Raw genomic sequence first — 16,872 nt, 5'->3', positions numbered from 1 at the left:
ACGCCCGTGAGCCTCCCTCCCCTCGGCCCCCGGCTCGTGATCGCGACCCACAATGCCGGCAAGCTGCGCGAGTTCCGCGAGCTGCTGGAGCCGTTCGGGCTGGAGCTGGTGTCGGCCGGCGAGCTCGGCCTGCCGGAGCCGGACGAGACCGGCACGACCTATGCGGAGAACGCCCACATCAAGGCGGAGGCTGCGGCCGCCGCCTCCGATCTGCCGGCGCTCGCGGATGATTCCGGGCTTGCGGTGCAGGCGCTCTGGGGCGCTCCGGGCATCTTCTCCGCGCGCTGGGCCGGACCGGATAAGGACTTCGCGGCCGCCATGCAGCGCGTCGAGGAGGATCTGCAGGATCGCGGCGCGACCGCGGCGGAGGATCGCCGGGGCGCCTTCGTGGCGGCGCTCTGCCTCGCCTGGCCGTCCGGGGAAGCGATCGCGGTCGAGGGCTCGGTTTCCGGCGAGATCGTCTGGCCGCCGCGCGGAAATCTTGGCTTCGGCTACGACCCGATCTTCCGGCCGGACGGCCACGAGCGCACCTTCGGCGAGATGACCGCCGACGAGAAGCACAGCGTGACCTGGGACCATTCCGGCCGCGGCAGCGGTCTGTCGCACCGCGCCCGCGCCTTCGGCGAGCTGATGGCGGCGCTGTTCCCGGAAGGCCCGCCGCGGTGAGCGAGCCCGGCTTCGGGGTCTATGTACATTGGCCGTTCTGCGCGGCCAAGTGCCCCTATTGTGACTTCAACAGCCATGTCCGCCGCGCCGAAATCGACCAGGGCCGGTTCCTCGCCGCCTTCCGGCGTGAGATCGCGCACATGGCCGCGCTGGCGCCGGGCCGCAAAGTCGCGAGCGTGTTCTTCGGCGGCGGCACGCCCTCGCTGATGAAGCCCGAGACGGTCGCCGGCATCCTGGAGGCGATCGCAGACGGGTGGGAGATCGAGGACGAGGCCGAGATCACGCTCGAGGCGAACCCGACCAGCGTCGAGGCGGACCGTTTCCGCGGCTATCGGGCTGCCGGCGTCAACCGCGTCTCGCTTGGCGTACAGGCGCTCGAGGCCGCCGACCTCGCCGCCCTCGGCAGGCTTCACACCGTGGAGGAGGCGCTCGCCGCCATGGAGCTGGCGCGCGCGATCTTTCCGCGCGTCTCCTTCGATCTAATCTACGCCCGTCCCGGCCAGTCGCCCGAAGCGTGGCGGGAGGAGCTGACGCGCGCGATCGGCTACGGCACCGAACACCTGTCGCTCTACCAGCTGACCATCGAGGAAGGCACGCCGTTCTTCGCGCTCCATCAGGCCGGCAAGCTCAAGACGCCCGACGAGGCGACCGGGCGCGCGCTGTGGGACGTGACGCAGGAGGTCTGCGGCCATGCCGGAATGCCCGCCTACGAAATCTCCAACCATGCGAAGCCCGGCTGCGAGAGCCGCCACAACCTCGTCTACTGGCGCTACGGCGAATATGCCGGCGTCGGGCCCGGCGCGCATGGCCGGCTGATCGTCGACGGCGCGCGCCGCGAACTCGCCACCGAGCGCAACCCGGAGCTCTGGGCCGCCGCCGTCGAAGCGGAGGGGGCGGGCCTCGTGGTCGACGAGGCGCTGAGCCTCGAAGCTCAGGCCGACGAGTTCCTGGTGATGGGGCTGCGGCTCGCCGAGGGCATCGACCTAGCGCGCTTCCACCGCATCTCCGGCCGCCGGCTCGACCAGCGCCGCATCGACGACCTCGTCATGGACGGCATGGTCGAGCGCGTCGGCGCCGACCGGCTGCGGGTGACGCCGGAGGGTTTTCCGGTGCTCGACGCCGTGGTGGCCGACCTCGCCAGCTGACGGGGCGACGTTGCGGGAGCATCCTGTTCTGACTTACGTCAGTAAGGCTGCGGGGGGAGCCAACGATGATCGCGATCAAACTCGCGCGCGATTGCGGTTCGGCGCGGCTGGCGCTGCCGGCAGAGGCGCTCGCGCGGCTTCACGTCTCAGCCCGATACGCGATTCCCCTGACCGAGCGGCGTTACGGCGCGTGGCGCGCTCAAGCGACGTGATGGAACCTGTTCAGGCGCGGCGGCCGGCTGCCTCGGCCGAGGGTCTGCGGCCCATGACGAGCTTTCGCTTAAGCTGATGGAGGAACTTGCGAGCACGGCCTCCGCTCCTCCGGCGCGCGCGACGCCGATGATGGAGCAGTATATCGAGATCAAGTCGGCCAATCCGGACTGCCTGCTGTTCTACCGGATGGGCGACTTCTACGAGATGTTCTTCGAGGACGCGGAGGTCGCGAGCCGCGCGCTCGGCATCGCGCTGACCAAGCGCGGCAAGCACCTCGGCGAGGACATCCCGATGTGCGGCGTGCCAGTCGAGCGCGCCGACGACTATCTCCAGCGCCTGATCGCGGCGGGCTTCCGGGTCGCGGTCTGCGAGCAGACCGAAGATCCCAAGGAAGCCCGCAAGCGCGGCGCGAAATCCGTCGTGCGGCGCGATGTGGTGCGACTCGTCACCCCCGGCACGCTGACCGAGGACGCGCTGCTCGAGCCGCGCGCCGCGAACCTGCTGGTCGCGGTCGCGCGCGGCCGTTCGGAAGCCGGCGGCATCGCTTTCGGCGTCGCGCAGGTGGACGTCTCGACCGGCGCGTTCTCGGCCGGGGAGGCCTCGCCGGCTGATCTCGGCGCGGCGCTCTCGCGGCGCGATCCCTCCGAAATCCTGGTTCCGGAAGCGCTCGTCGACGAACTTGCGCCGGCGCTCGGCGAGACCCGCGCGGCGGTGACGCCGGTCGGCCGCGACCTGTCCGATCCCGCGCGGGCGGACGCCCGCCTCGCGCGCCACTTCGCGGTTGCGGCCGCCGACGCCTTCGGTCTCACCCGCCCGGAGCTTTCGGCCGCGGCGATGATCGTCGGCTATTTGGAGCGCACGCAGCTCGCAAGCCGGCCGCCGCTGGCGCGTCCGGTCCGCGAGGGCCGCGGCTCGGTGATGGAGATCGACGCCGCCACCCGGGCCAATCTGGAGCTGACGCGCCGGCTCTCGGGCGAACGCGAGGGCAGCCTGCTCGACGCCGTCGACCGCTGCGTCACCGCCGGCGGCTCGCGCCTGCTCGCCCAGCGCATCGCCGGCCCGCTGCTCGATCCCGCCGCGATCGCGGCGCGTCATGACGCGGTTCAGGCGCTGATCGAGGCGCCGGAGCTTCGCCGCGCCGTCCGGGCTTCGCTGTCACGCGCGCCGGACCTTGCGCGGGCGGCGCAGCGCGTCGCCTTCGGCCGCGGCGGTCCGCGCGACCTAGCCGCGATCCGCGACGCGCTCAAGGCAGCCGAGGCGTTGGCCGAGCGCCTCGGCGCGCTCGCCGACGCGCCCGACGAGCTCACGGCGATCGCCGCCGCGCTCGCCGCCGCCGACCACGCGCTCGCCGAGGAGCTCGCCGCGACGCTCGCCGACGAGTTGCCGCTCAACAAGCGCGACGGCGGCTTCGTGCGGCATGGCTGCGACGCCGAGCTCGACGGCACGCGCTCCCTGCGCGACGAGAGCCGCAAGGTCATCGCGGGCCTGCAGGCGGCCTATGCCGACGCCACCGAAATCCGCACGCTGCGCATCAAGCACAACAACGTGCTGGGCTATTTTATCGAGGTCCCCCAGCAGCACGGCGAACGGCTGCTGAAGACGCCGCACGCCGAGACCTTCGTGCACCGCCAGACCATGGCGGGCGCGATGCGCTTCACCACGACGGAGCTCGGCGATCTTGAGCGGCGCATCTCGGAAGCCGCCGACACCGTGCTGCGCTGCGAGCTCGCAACCTTCGACCGGCTCGCCGCCCGCGTCACCGGGAGTTGGGACTCGTGCCGCGCCTGCGCCGAGGCGCTCGCCGCGCTCGACGTCGCGGCGGGGCTCGCCGAGGTCGCCGTCGAGCAGAACCTGACGCGGCCGCATGTCGACGACAGCCTCGAGTTCCGGCTCCAGGCGGCCCGCCACCCGGTGGTCGAGGCGGCGCTTCGCCGCGAGGGCAAGCCGTTCGTGGCGAATGACGTAGACCTCTCCGCGCCCGACGCGGCGGGCGGGCTGATCCAGCTCGTCACCGGGCCCAACATGGGCGGCAAGTCGACCTATCTCCGGCAGGCCGCGCTGTGCGCAGTGCTGGCGCAGGCCGGCGCCTTCGTGCCCGCGGCCTCAGCCCATATCGGCGCCGTCGACCGGCTGTTCAGCCGCGTCGGGGCGGCCGACGACCTCGCCCGCGGCCGATCGACCTTCATGGTCGAGATGGTCGAGACCGCAGCGATCCTGAACTCGGCGGGCCCGCGCGCGCTCGTCATCCTCGACGAGATCGGCCGCGGCACAGCGACGTTCGACGGCCTCTCCATCGCCTGGGCGGCGATCGAGCACCTGCATGAGGTCAATCGCTGCCGAGCGCTGTTCGCCACCCACTTCCATGAGCTGACCGCGCTCAGCAAGCGCCTGCCTCGGCTGAGGAACGCGACCGTGCGGGTGGCCGAATGGAAGGGCGAGGTGGTGTTCCTGCACGAGGTCGCGCCGGGCGTCGCCGACCGCTCCTATGGCATCCAGGTCGCGAAGCTCGCCGGGCTGCCGGCCGCAGTCGTCAAGCGCGCCAAGGCGGTTCTGGACGAGCTTGAGGCCGCCGACCGGGCGTCGCCGGTCGAGCGCTTGATCGATGACCTGCCGCTGTTCGCAACCACCCGCGCGAAGCCCGCGCCGGAGGCGGACCCGGCGATCGAGGCGATCGACGCCATCGACCCCGACGCCCTCACGCCGCGCGAGGCGCTCGACGCGCTCTACCGGCTGAAGGCGCTGCGGAAGAACTGAGCATGACCGCCCCGCGCGCAAACACCACGCTTCCCGCCATGGCGCCTTAACCGGTTGCCCCCTATGTTTCGCGGCTTCTGACCAAAGCCCGGCTGCGCGAATCTCGATGTCGACCGTCCGCCAACGCCTGCGCGTCGCGCGCAACGCCCGTGAACTGGCCGACAGCGCCGTGTTGTCGCGCGAGCTGACGGAGCTTTCCGCGCGGCATCGCGGCGACCCGAACGCGCTTCGCCTCGCCGTGGTGGCGCACCTCAAGCAGACGCTCGCCGCCGGCCGCGAGACCGCCCGGCTCTGGCTGAACGAGGACGGCGCCGGCACGGCCTGTGCGCAGCGCCTGTCGCGCCTGATGGACGCGGTGGTGATCGCGCTGTTCCACCACGCCACGACCGACCTCTATCCGCGCGTGAACCCGACTTCGGGCGAGCGGCTCGCGGTCGTTGCGGTCGGCGGCTACGGCCGCGGCTCGATGGCGCCGGGCTCCGACGTCGATCTGCTGTTCCTGCTTCCTTACAAGCAGACCGCCTGGGGCGAGAGCGTCGTCGAGGCGATGCTCTACGTGCTGTGGGACATGGGCCTGAAGGTCGGCCACGCGACCCGCTCGGTCGACGAGTGCATCCGCCTGTCGCACGCCGACATGACGATCCGCACTGCGGTGCTGGAGGCGCGCCGCATCACGGGCGACGAGCAGCTGTTCGAGGAGCTCACCCGCCGCTTCGACGCCGAGGTGATCGAGGGCCGCGCCGCGGAGTTCGCCGCCGCAAAGCTCGCCGAGCGGGACGAGCGCCTCGGCCGCGCCGGCGCCTCGCGCTATCTGGTCGAGCCCAACGTCAAGGAGGGCAAGGGCGGGCTGCGCGACCTCAACACGCTGTTCTGGATCGCCAAATATGTCTGCCGGGTGCGCGACGCCGACGACCTCGTCGGCAAGGGCATCTTCTCCGCCGCGGAGCTTCGGCTGTTCAAGAAGTGCGAGGACTTCCTCTGGGCGGTGCGCTGCCATCTGCACTTCATCACCGGCCGGCCAGAGGACCGGCTGTCCTTCGACCTGCAGCGCGAGATCGCGGTCGCGCTCGGCTACACCGAGCATCCGGGCCTGCGCGACGTCGAGCGCTTCATGAAGCACTACTTCCTGGTGGCGAAGGACGTCGGCGACCTCACTGCGATCCTCTGCCACGCGCTGGAAGCCCGGCAGGAGAAGCCCAAGCCGCGGCTTGACCGCTTCCTGACCCGCTTCCGCAAGCGCAAGCCCAAGGTCGTCGACGAGAGCGACAGCTTCATCATCGAGGACGACCGCCTCAACGTCCGCGACGAAGGCGTGTTCGCTCGCAATCCGGTGGATCTGATCCGGTTCTTCAAGATCGCCGGCGCGCACGGCCTCGCCTTCCATCCGGACGCGATCCGGCTGATCACCAAATGCCTCAAGCTGGTCGACGGGACGCTGCGCGAGAATCCGGAAGCGAACGCGCTGTTCCTCGAGATCCTGACCTCGCGCCGCAGTCCCGAAAAAGTGCTGCGGCGGATGAACGAGACCGGCGTGCTCGGCCGCTTCATCCCGGATTTCGGCCGCATCGTCGCGATGATGCAGTTCAACATGTACCACCACTACACGGTGGACGAGCATCTGCTGCGGGCGATCGGCGTGCTGTCGGAGATCGACGCCCGCGAGTCCGCCGACTCGCACCCGCTCGCCAACGAGATGATGCCGACGCTGAGGGACCGGGTCGCGCTCTACGTCGCGCTGTTCCTGCATGACGTCGCCAAGGGGCGGCCGGAGGACCACTCGATCGCCGGCGCCCGCATCGCCCGCCGGCTGTGTCCGCGGCTCGGGCTGACGCCGGCCCAGACGGACACCGTCGCCTGGCTGATCGAGCAGCATCTGACGATGTCGATCGTCGCCCAGTCGCGCGACTTGTCCGACCGCCGGACGATCGAGGACTTCGCCAAGATCGTGCAGAGCCCGGAACGGCTCAAGATGCTGTTCATCCTGACCATCGCGGACATCAAGGCGGTCGGTCCGGGAGTGTGGAACGGCTGGAAGGGCCAGCTGCTGCGCACGCTCTACTGGGAGACCGAGACGGTGCTGACCGGCGGCCATTCCGCCGGCGACCGCAAGAGCCTCGTCGAGCAGGCCAAGAACGATCTGCGCCAGCGCCTGTCCGACTGGACGGACCCGGAATTCGAGGCCTACGCGCAGCGCCACTACGCGCCTTACTGGCTGAAGGCCGAGCCGGAGCGCGCGGCGCGGCACGCCCGCTTCATCGCGCGCGCCGACGCGGCCGGCGAGAAGCTCGCGACCGATGTCGCGACCGACGCCTTCCGCGGCGTCACCGAGCTCACCGTCCTCGCGCCCGACCACCCGAAGCTGCTGTCGGTGATCGCAGGCGCCTGCGCGGCGGCGGGCGCGAACATCATGGACGCGCACATCAACACCACGACCGACGGCTTCGCTCTCGACACGATCTTCATCGGCCGCGCCTTCCCGGAGGACGAGGACGAGCTGCGCCGCGCCCGCCGCATCGCGGAGAACATCGAGCAGTCGCTGCGCGGCGAGATCCGGCTGTTCGACATCGTCGCGAACAAGACGCGTAGCTCCGCCAAGAGCCGGCCGCGCGCCTTCGAAATTCCGCCGGAGGTGACCGTCACCAACGCCTGGTCGGACCGCCATACCGTGCTGGAGATCGTCTGTCTGGACCGGCCCGGCCTGCTCTACGACCTCACCAACGCGATCTCCCGCCTCAACCTCAACATCGCCTCGGCGCATGTCGCGACCTTCGGCGAGCGCGCGGTCGACGTGTTCTACGTCACCGATCTGACCGGGGCGAAGATCGCGAGCGCCGCCCGGCAGGGCTCGATCCGCAGCCGGCTGATGGCGGCCCTGCAGGCCGACGACAAGCGCGCGACGGCCGCCAAATAGCCGGCTGCCGCCCGCAGGGCCCGCCGGCCGCAATGCTCCGTTGCGCGTCGTGAACCCGGCCGCCCTGTGCGCCGGCGCCCGCAAATGCTATGTTGCGGCACGACATCGTTGCGCTTCGCGCCGCCCGCAGGCGGCCGAAGAAGGAACCCGCCGGACCAGATGCAGCCCACCACCGCCGCTTCCGAGCGCGCGCTCGTCGCGACCGCGCACAAGCTGACCGCCGACCTCGCCGCCGCGAGGCCCGTTATCTATTGGGCCGACCTGATCCTCACGGCGCTCGTCGCCTATGCAGCCTTCGCGGGCGCGCTGCTGCTGCCGACCGGGCTCGAGCGCGCGGCCGCCTTCGTGGTCTCGGCGCTCGCCTTCTACCGCGGCGTCAGCTTCATTCACGAGGTCAGCCACCTGCGGCCGCAGGACGTGCCGGGCTTCAAGGCGGGCTACAACGCGCTGATCGGCGTGCCCTATCTGGTGCCGTCCCTGATGTATGAGGGCGTGCACAACCAGCATCACGCCAAGTCGCGCTACGGCACCGCGCTCGACCCGGAATACATGCCGCTCGCTCGTCAGACGGTGTGGCACGTGATCGGCTTCATCGCGATCTCGGCGCTCGCGCCGGTCGGCCTGCTGATCCGCTTCGGGATCCTGACGCCGCTCGCCGCGCTCGTGCCGCCGGTGCGCAAATTCGTGGTGGAGCGCTGCTCGGCGCTGGCGATCAACCCGGCCTTCATCCGCGACCACCCGACCGACGCGCAGCGCCCGCTCTGGATTCTCCTGGAGACGCTGTGCAGCCTGTGGGCGCTCAGCTTCGTCGGCCTGACGATCGCGGGCGTGATCCCGCTGCGGGTGTTCCTGACGGCGCTCGCGCTCGGCTCCGCGGTCGCGGTGATCAACCAGCTGCGCACCCTCGTCGCCCATCACTGGGAGAACAAGGGCGACGAGATGAGCTCGACCGGCCAGTTCTTGGACAGCGTGAACGTGCCGCCGCCCTCGACGCTGCCGATGCTCTGGGCCCCCGTCGGCCTGCGCTATCACGGCCTGCACCATCTGCTGCCGCGGCTGCCCTATCACGCGCTGGGCGCCGCCCACCGCCGCCTGTGCGAGGCGCTGCCGCCCGAAAGCCCCTACCACAAGGGCAGCCACCGCGGCTTCTGGCACGTCACCGGCCGCCTGCTCGGCGCGATCCGCGACAACCGCCGCGCCCCGCGCCCGGAGATCGTGCCGGGGGAATAAGGCGAGCCGCTGGCTCCGGCTGGCGCCGCGCTTGCTCATCCCTGCGCCGGACCTCATCGTCCGATGAACGCCAACGGGGATGACGCGCATGTGCCGCGGCGACGACGCCAACTGCCCTGAATTTCAGCTTCACTACCGCGCCTTCAAGGAGGAGCTGAGCGCCGAGCGGCGCGGCTTCCTGAAAAGCTCCTTCGTGGCGGCCGGGGGCCTGGCGACGCTCGGCGCCGCCGGCGCAGCCTCGCTGGTCACGCCGGCGCTCGCGCAGGCCTCGGCCGCCCGCGCGCCGGGCGAGCGCAAGCACCATTATCTGCCGGCGAACGCCGACACGGTGCACTGGGGCTATTTCTCGAAATCGCTGAAGCCGCGGGTCGAGATCGAGTCCGGCGACATCGTCACGATCGAGACGCTGACCCATCACGCCAACGACGACGCCGAGCGCATGGTCGAGGGCGATCCGGGCGCCGAGAGCGTGTTCCTCTGGACCAACGACAAGAAGGGCGTCGACCGCCGCGGCGCCGGCCCGACTGACCCCAAGGTCTACAAGAAGGGCTCCGGCGAGGGCCAAGGCGTCCACGTCATGACCGGGCCGGTCTATGTCCGCGGGGCGGAGCCCGGCGACGTGCTCGAGGTGCGGATCCTGGACTGCGCGCCGCGGCCCTGCGCCAACCCCAAATTCAAGGGCAAGGCGTTCGGCTCCAACGCCGCCGCCTGGTGGGGCTACCACTACAACGACATGCTCGGCGGCGCGAAGCGCGAGATGGTCACGATCTACGAGGTCGACGCCACCGGATCGAAGAGCTGGGCGCAGGCGGTCTACAACTTCAAATGGGTTCCGCAGACCGACCCATACGGGGTGACGCACGACACGATCGACTATCCGGGCGTGCCGGTCGACCATTCAAAGACCAGCCGCAACTTCGACGTGCTCAAGGGCGTGCGCGTGCCGATCCGGCCGCATTTCGGCACGCTGGGGCTCGCTCCGGCCGAGGCCGAGTTCGTCGACACGATCCCGCCGAACCATGTCGGCGGCAACATCGACAACTGGCGCATCGGCAAGGGCGCGACGATGTACTACCCGGTCGCGGTCGAGGGCGCGCTGCTGTCGGTCGGCGACCCGCACGCGAGCCAAGGCGACAGCGAGCTCTGCGGCACCGCAATCGAATGCTCGCTCACCGGCGTGTTCCAGCTGATCCTGCACAAGAAGGCCGACCTGCCGGGCACGCCGCTCGAGGGCCTGGACTACCCGATGCTGGAGACCCAGGACGAGTGGCTCGTCCACGGCTTCTCCTTCGCCAACTACCTGAAGGAGCTCGGGCCGGAGGCGCAGTCGGCGATCTACGGCAAGTCGTCGGTCGACCTCGCGATGCGCGACGCCTTCCGCAAGATGCGTCGCTTCCTGATGGACACGCAGAAGCTGACCGAAGACGAGGCGGTGTCGCTGATGTCGATCGGCGTCGATTTTGGCGTGACCCAGGTCGTCGACGGCAACTGGGGCGTCCATGCGGTGGTGAAGAAGGACATCTTCGCCGGCCGCGGCTGACGCGGCGAAAACAGAAACGGCGCCGGACGTCTCCGTCCGGCGCCGTTTTGCGTTGTGAAGCCTTCCGCGCTCAGGCCGCGGCGGCGGCCGCCTCGGTCGGAACCTCGGAGATCGTCTTCAGGACCTGGCTGGCGATCTGGTAGGGGTCGCCCTGCGAGTTCGGGCGGCGGTCCTCGAGATAGCCCTTGTAGTCATTCTTGACGAAGGAGTGCGGCACCCGGATCGACGCGCCCCGGTCGGCCACGCCGTAGGAGAACTTGTTCCACGGCGCGGTCTCGTGCTTGCCGGTCAGGCGCATGTGGTTGTCCGGGCCGTAAACCGCGATGTGGTCGTCGAGGTTCTTGTCGAACTGCGCCATCAGCGCCTCGAAATAGGCCTTGCCGCCAACCGTGCGCATATACTCGGTCGAGAAGTTGCAGTGCATGCCCGAGCCGTTCCAGTCGGTGTCGCCGAGCGGCTTGCAGTGGAACTCGATGTCGACGCCGTACTTCTCGGTCAGGCGCAGCAGCAGGTATCGCGCCATCCACATCTCGTCGGCGGCCTTGCGCGAGCCCTTGCCGAAGATCTGGAACTCCCACTGGCCCTTCGCGACTTCCGCGTTGATGCCCTCATGGTTGATGCCCGCCGCGAGGCACAGATCGAGGTGCTCCTCGACGATCTGGCGCGCGATCGAGCCGACGTTCTTGAAGCCGACGCCGGTGTAATAGGGGCCCTGCGGGGCCGGATAGCCCTCGACCGGGAAGCCGAGGGGGCGGCCGTCCTTGTAGAAGAAATATTCCTGCTCGAAGCCGAACCAGGCGCCCTCGTCGTCGAGGATGGTGGCGCGCTTATTAGAGGCGTGCGGCGTGACGCCGTCCGGCATCATGACCTCGCACATGACCAGCACGCCATTGGTGCGCGCCGGGTCCGGATAGACCGCGACCGGCTTCAGCACGCAATCCGAGCTGTGGCCCTCGGCCTGCTGGGTGGAAGAACCGTCGAAGCCCCACAGCGGCAGCTGTTCCAGCGTCGGGAAGGCGTCGAATTCCTTGATCTGCGTCTTTCCACGCAGGTTCGGCACCGGCGTGTACCCGTCGAGCCAAATATACTCAAGCTTATACTTCGTCATCGCGGGTCTCTCAAACTTCGATGATGCGATCTGAGGGAATCGATCGGTCAGGCGAGCCCCGGCGCACGACGCCCCGCGGCTCAAGCGGCCATCAGAGGCATTTTGCGTGCCACGCGGCTCGCAGCTCCGCCGAACGCCATTTAGCAAGGCCGCCGAACCGCATCCGTCCCTTCCCCCGAGGAGACCGCAAGCGGCGGCGCGGAACCAAACACGCCGGACAGCCATTTCGCTCGCAGCTTCGCCGGCGCCTCCGGCTGCGGCAAAGCGGCCACTGCACGTAGTTTCAGCAATTGCTGCTTTTTGATTAGGCAGTCCGCTTAAATTCCGGACAGCCGATGCTACATTGCGGGAACGAGCAGAACGGAAGAAACGCCTATGAGAAACAGCATCCAGGGCTCCGCGAAGATCTACCAGTTCCCCGTCCGCCAGCGCGCCCTCATCTCCGCCCGCGCGGTCCAGGCGGCTGTGCGCCAGGCCCCGGAGCCTCAGGTCAAGGTCATGGCCTCGAGCGGCTGGTACCATGACGCCGCCATCGAAGAGGCGAACAGGTCCGGCAAGCACTAAGGTCTTCCGGTCCCGCGCAGCGGGGTTTAAGTAACGCCGCTCCGGGGGGAACGGAATGACGCGACGCGGCGGTTGTTTGTGCGGCGGGGTCCGCTACGCCATTGAAGGGCCGGTGGATGCGCCGGTCGCCTGCCACTGCGAGCAGTGCGCGCGCACGAGCGGCGCCTTCGCCATGATGGCGGCCTGCCGCTCGGACGATCTGACGGTCGAAGCCGCAGAGACGCTGGCCTGGTTCCAGTCTTCCGAAACGGTGCAACGCGGTTTCTGCACGCGTTGCGGCGGCAATCTGTTCTGGAAGGCGGAGCCCGGCGAGCAAACCTACGTCACCGCCGGAACGCTCGACCGCCCGACGGGGCTGCGCCTCGCCTCTCACATTTTCGCGGCCTCGAAGCCGGACTATTACGATTTGACTGACGGCTTGCCGCAAAAGCCGGAGTGGTGAGGCCGGGCCACGTCGGGACCTGTCGAGACTGAGAAGACTAGGCCTTGAGGCAGGCGTTGATCTTCTCGATCACCTCCGGCAGCCCCTCGACCACCGTGAACACCAGCCCGTCGCCGCCCGTGCCGCCTCCGGCGGTGTGCACCATGGTCTGACGACCATGCTCGCGGACCGCTACGACATTGGCGGGATGCAGAAAGACGAGCGATCTCGTATCGAAATCGGTCAGCGAAATCATCTTCATCGTCGCGCCCCCTTTCGGCGCCGGAACCGCCCCGGCGCGGCCGCCACCGTTTCACCGCCGCCGAGCGCTGTCGAGATGGCGGAGGTTTATCCAGAGCGTCGCGGCTTCGGGATGGCGCGGCGGCCCGGCGTCGTCCGCCGCCGCCCTGCCCCGCTCGCGGGCATGACGGCGAGGTTCGGGCGCATCGCTTAGAACACCCCACCCGGCCGGGCTGCGTCCGTCCACCCTCCCCTCTGCGAGGGAGGGGAGAAGTGCGCCAGTAAAAAAATGTCTCAGGCGGTGCGGCGTCCCCGCGTCTCCAGGCTGTTTGAAGTTCCGGCCCCTCCGAGCCCGTCGCCGCGGCGCCGGGGGCTTTAGCGCGCCCCGACGATTTTTCACGATCCCTTGTGTCGGGTCCGTGCGCCGCGAATCGTCCTTGGCGCGAACGTCCTGCTGAGGAGAACGCCGGAATGACCCCCACGATCGTGCCCTGCCTGTGGTTCGTCGACCAAGCCGAAGAGGCCGCCCGCTTCTATACCGGCCTGCTGCCCGACAGCCGGATCGACCGCGTGATGCGCAGCCCGATGGACACGCCGGGCGGCCCGTCCGGCTCGACGCTGGTCGTCGAGTTCACGCTCGCGGGCCGGCCCCACATGGCGCTCAATGGCGGCGCGCCGGCTGCGGCGCATCCGCATGCGATCTCCTTCGCGCTCGCGCTCGAGACTCAGGCCGAAATCGACCGGCTGTGGGACGCGCTGATCGAGGGCGGCGGCAGGCCGCAGCAATGCGGCTGGCTGATCGACCGCTACGGCTTTCCCTGGCAGGTGTTTCCGGCCGGGGTTCTGGACTGGCTCGCCGATCCGGCCAAGGGCCCGCGCGTGATGGCGGCCGTGTTGGGGATGGTGAAGCTCGACATCGCGACGCTGAGGGCCGCCGCCGAAGGCTGAGGCGAGCGGCGCGGGCCCTGATCTCCTTGCCGTTGCGGCCGCCCCCTGCTATCCGCCGCGCCATGACCGCAGCGCCCCAGACCAACATCCGCAACTTCTCGATCGTCGCTCACATCGACCATGGGAAGTCCACGCTCGCTGACCGCCTGATCCAGGTGACCGGCGGGCTGCAGGCCCGCGAGATGACCGAGCAGGTGCTCGACTCGATGGACATCGAGAAGGAGCGCGGCATCACCATCAAGGCGCAGACGGTGCGCCTGAATTATGTGGCAAAGGACGGCAAGACATACGTCCTCAACCTGATGGACACGCCCGGCCACGTCGACTTCGCCTATGAGGTTTCGCGCAGTCTCGCCGCCTGCGAAGGGTCGTTGCTGGTGGTGGACGCCTCCCAGGGCGTCGAGGCCCAGACGCTCGCCAACGTCTACCAGGCGCTCGACAACGGCCATGAGATCGTGCCGGTCCTGAACAAGATCGACCTGCCGGCGGCCGAGCCGGAGCGGGTGAAGGAGCAGATCGAGGAGGTCATCGGCCTCGACGCCTCCGACGCCGTGCCGATCTCGGCCAAGACCGGCCTCGGCATCGACCTCGTGCTCGAGGCGATCGTGAACCGGCTGCCGCCGCCCAAGGGCGACCGCGAGGCGCCGCTCAAGGCGATGCTCGTGGACAGCTGGTACGACACCTATCTGGGCGTCGTGGTGCTGGTGCGCGTGGTCGACGGCGCACTCCGCAAGGGCATGAAGATCCGCCTGATGGGCACCGGCGCAACCTATGACGTCGACAAGGTCGGCGTGTTCACGCCCAAGATGACGGATGTCGCCGAGCTCGGCGTCGGCGAAATCGGGTTTCTGACCGGCTCGATCAAGGAGGTCGCAGACACCCGCGTCGGCGACACCATCACCGAGGACAAGCGGCAGACCAAGGACATGCTGCCGGGCTTCCGCCCGGCCCAGCCGGTGGTGTTCTGCGGCCTGTTCCCGGTCGACGCCGCCGACTTCGAGGACCTGCGCGCCGCGATGGGCAAGCTCCGCCTCAACGACGCGAGCTTCACCTACGAGATGGAGACCTCCGCGGCGCTCGGCTTCGGCTTCCGCTGCGGCTTCCTCGGGCTGCTGCACCTCGAGATCATCCAGGAGCGGCTGGAGCGCGAGTTCAATCTCGACCTGATCGCGACCGCGCCCTCGGTCGTCTACAAGATCCGGATGACGGACGGCTCCGAGATCGAGCTGCACAACCCGGCCGACATGCCGGATGTCGTCAAGATCGAGGAGATCGCGGAGCCCTGGATCCGCGCCACGATCCTCACCCCCGACGATTATCTCGGCGCGGTGCTGAAGCTCTGCCAGGACCGCCGCGGCGTGCAGATCGACCTCAACTATGTCGGCAAGCGCGCCATGGTGGTCTACGACCTGCCGCTCAACGAGGTGGTGTTCGACTTCTACGACCGGCTGAAGTCGATCTCGAAGGGCTACGCCTCGTTCGACTACCACATCACCGACTACCGGCCGGGCGATCTGGTGAAGATGTCGATCCTGGTGAACGGCGAGCCGGTCGACGCGCTCTCGATGCTGGTGCACCGCACCCGCGCCGAGGCCCGCGGGCGGGTGATGTGCGAGAAGCTCAAGGAGCTGATCCCACCGCATCTGTTCGTGATCCCGGTGCAGGCGGCGCTCGGCGGCAAGATCATCGCGCGCGAGACCATCCGGGCGCTCAGGAAGGACGTCACGGCCAAGTGCTATGGCGGCGACGCCAGCCGCAAGCGCAAGCTGCTCGACAAGCAGAAGGCCGGCAAGAAGAAGCTGCGCCAGTTCGGCCGCGTCGAGATCCCGCAGGAGGCCTTCATCGCCGCCCTGAAGATGGACGAGTGACGCCTCAGGCGAATTCGACCTCCACGTGCCGCCCGGCGATCTCGACGATCCGGCAGGGGCGGATGGTCTGGTCGGCCTCGATCGCGAGGTCGAAGCGCTCCGGCAGACCGAGAGCGCTCGAGACGTCGAGCCCCGCGCCGGTCGGCGACATCGAGCGCACCGTGCAGTCCATGGTCGAGGCGCGCTTGTTGAACAGGATGCGGCCGCCCTTGAACACGCGCCGCCGCCCGGGCTTTTCGCGCGTCGTGGAGCGCCCCATGACGCAGCGGTCGCGGCCCTCGGCCTTGGCGCGGTAGACCGCGGCGTCGGCCTCGCGCAGCAGGAGGTCGATGTCGGTCGCGCCCGGCTCGGCCGCGACGACGCCGAGACTCGCGGTGACCTTCAGCTGGCCCTCAGGCGTGGCGTGGGCCTCGGCCGCGATCGCGAGCCGCAGCCGGTCCGCGACGTCGAGCGCGGCGCGCCCGCCGGTCTGGGGCAGCAGCACCGCGAACTCCTCGCCCCCCAGCCTGCCGATCACGTCGGACTTGCGCAGCTGTCCGAGGCAGGCCGCGACGCTGCGCACCAGCACCGCGTCGCCGATCGCGTGTCCGAAGGTGTCGTTGACCTGCTTGAAGCGGTCGAGGTCGAGGACGATCAGGCTGATCTCGTTGCGGTGGCGGGCGGCGAGATGCAGCGCCCGCGTGGCCTCGTCGCGGAAGGCGCGGCGGGACAGCGCGCCGGTCAGCGCGTCGGTGTTGGCGAGCAGGCGAAGCTCGAGCCCTTCCATGACGATCTGCGCGAGGTCGACCAGAATGGCGACCTGCTCCGCGTCGAAGCTGCGCGCCTCACGGTCCAGAATGCACAACGTGCCGATGACGTGACCTTCGGGCGTCCGAAGCGGCGCGCCGGCGTAGAAGCGGACGTGCGGGTCGCCGACGACATAAGGATTCGCGGCGAAGCGCGGATCGACGGCGGCGTCCGGGATCACAAGCGGCGCGCCCTCGCGCACGGTGACGCTGCAGAACGCGTCGCCCTTCGGAGTCTCCTGCAGGTGCAGCCCGCGGCGCGACTTGAACCACTGCCGGTGGCCGTCGATCAGCGACACCATGGCCATGGGGACGTTGAAGATCTTGGCCGCGAGCCGCGTGACCCGGTCGAACGCCTCCTCGCTCGGCGTGTCGAGCACGTCGTAATGCGCCAGCGCCGCCAGGCGCTCATCCTCGCTTGCGTCGGTCGGTCCGGGATTGACGGCGGCCACGGAAGCTTGGTCAGAACCCACGGCGGA

At 69.3% G+C, this 16,872-nt stretch carries 14 protein-coding genes; 11 read left to right on the top strand and 3 right to left on the bottom strand.

From position 1 onward, the window contains the following. Nucleotides 1–6: 6 nt before the first annotated feature. From rdgB to VM780_RS09270, 7 genes are all read left to right on the top strand, one after another. The gene (rdgB, locus tag VM780_RS09300) at nucleotides 7–666 is read left to right on the top strand and encodes an RdgB/HAM1 family non-canonical purine NTP pyrophosphatase (RefSeq protein ID WP_325446987.1); all 660 of its coding nucleotides are present in this window, start codon (nucleotides 7–9) and stop codon (nucleotides 664–666) included. Then, on the top strand, nucleotides 663–1,811 hold the full coding sequence (hemW, locus tag VM780_RS09295; protein ID WP_325446986.1) for a radical SAM family heme chaperone HemW: 1,149 nt from the start codon (nucleotides 663–665) through the stop codon (nucleotides 1,809–1,811). Before rdgB ends, hemW begins: the two co-directional genes overlap by 4 nt. A 65-nt stretch (nucleotides 1,812–1,876) precedes the next feature. Continuing rightward, nucleotides 1,877–2,023, top strand: a complete 147-nt coding sequence (locus VM780_RS09290; RefSeq protein WP_325446985.1) for a hypothetical protein — start codon at nucleotides 1,877–1,879, stop codon at nucleotides 2,021–2,023. Between the two features lie 76 nt (nucleotides 2,024–2,099). Then, a complete protein-coding gene (mutS, locus tag VM780_RS09285; protein ID WP_325446984.1) occupies nucleotides 2,100–4,778 on the top strand; it encodes a DNA mismatch repair protein MutS in 2,679 nt (892 codons plus the stop codon). Between the two features lie 106 nt (nucleotides 4,779–4,884). Beyond that, nucleotides 4,885–7,689 (top strand): [protein-PII] uridylyltransferase, encoded by a 2,805-nt coding sequence (locus VM780_RS09280; protein ID WP_325446983.1) that lies wholly within the window; start codon nucleotides 4,885–4,887, stop codon nucleotides 7,687–7,689. A 159-nt stretch (nucleotides 7,690–7,848) separates the two neighbouring features. Continuing rightward, entirely contained in the window at nucleotides 7,849–8,919 is a 1,071-nt protein-coding gene (locus VM780_RS09275) for a fatty acid desaturase family protein (RefSeq protein ID WP_325446982.1), read from the top strand. Between the two features lie 88 nt (nucleotides 8,920–9,007). Further along, a complete protein-coding gene (locus VM780_RS09270) occupies nucleotides 9,008–10,459 on the top strand; it encodes an acetamidase/formamidase family protein (RefSeq protein WP_325446981.1) in 1,452 nt (483 codons plus the stop codon). 70 nt (nucleotides 10,460–10,529) lie between these two features. Here VM780_RS09270 and VM780_RS09265 read toward each other — a convergent pair whose 3' ends face one another. Continuing rightward, the gene (locus VM780_RS09265; RefSeq protein ID WP_325446980.1) at nucleotides 10,530–11,567 is read right to left on the bottom strand and encodes a glutamine synthetase beta-grasp domain-containing protein; all 1,038 of its coding nucleotides are present in this window, start codon (nucleotides 11,565–11,567) and stop codon (nucleotides 10,530–10,532) included. 375 nt (nucleotides 11,568–11,942) lie between these two features. Between VM780_RS09265 and VM780_RS09260 the strand changes: the two genes are divergently transcribed. Both VM780_RS09260 and VM780_RS09255 read left to right on the top strand, forming a co-directional pair. Beyond that, nucleotides 11,943–12,131 carry a DUF2735 domain-containing protein gene (locus VM780_RS09260; RefSeq protein ID WP_325446979.1) on the top strand — a complete coding sequence of 63 codons (189 nt, stop codon included), beginning with the start codon at nucleotides 11,943–11,945 and terminating at the stop codon, nucleotides 12,129–12,131. Nucleotides 12,132–12,186: 55 nt separating this feature from the next. Then, on the top strand, nucleotides 12,187–12,573 hold the full coding sequence (locus VM780_RS09255) for a GFA family protein (protein WP_325446978.1): 387 nt from the start codon (nucleotides 12,187–12,189) through the stop codon (nucleotides 12,571–12,573). A gap of 37 nt (nucleotides 12,574–12,610) precedes the next feature. On the opposite strand, the gene VM780_RS09250 is transcribed toward VM780_RS09255, so the two are convergent. Next, a complete protein-coding gene (locus VM780_RS09250) occupies nucleotides 12,611–12,814 on the bottom strand; it encodes a hypothetical protein (RefSeq protein WP_325446977.1) in 204 nt (67 codons plus the stop codon). 449 nt (nucleotides 12,815–13,263) lie between these two features. Between VM780_RS09250 and VM780_RS09245 the strand changes: the two genes are divergently transcribed. Beyond that, nucleotides 13,264–13,740 carry a VOC family protein gene (locus tag VM780_RS09245; RefSeq protein ID WP_325446976.1) on the top strand — a complete coding sequence of 159 codons (477 nt, stop codon included), beginning with the start codon at nucleotides 13,264–13,266 and terminating at the stop codon, nucleotides 13,738–13,740. A gap of 62 nt (nucleotides 13,741–13,802) precedes the next feature. Continuing rightward, nucleotides 13,803–15,608 carry a translation elongation factor 4 gene (lepA, locus tag VM780_RS09240; protein ID WP_325446975.1) on the top strand — a complete coding sequence of 602 codons (1,806 nt, stop codon included), beginning with the start codon at nucleotides 13,803–13,805 and terminating at the stop codon, nucleotides 15,606–15,608. A 4-nt stretch (nucleotides 15,609–15,612) separates the two neighbouring features. On the opposite strand, the gene VM780_RS09235 is transcribed toward lepA, so the two are convergent. Next, complete coding sequence (locus VM780_RS09235; protein WP_325446974.1) at nucleotides 15,613–16,866, bottom strand: sensor domain-containing diguanylate cyclase; 1,254 nt, start codon at nucleotides 16,864–16,866, stop codon at nucleotides 15,613–15,615. Nucleotides 16,867–16,872: the final 6 nt, after the last annotated feature.

Origin of the sequence: Hansschlegelia sp. (assembly GCF_035538955.1) — a bacterium.
Taxonomy (GTDB): domain Bacteria; phylum Pseudomonadota; class Alphaproteobacteria; order Rhizobiales; family Methylopilaceae; genus Methylopila.
The sequence above is the reverse complement of the archived record's forward strand: the minus strand, read 5'-3'. Positions and strand labels throughout refer to the sequence as shown.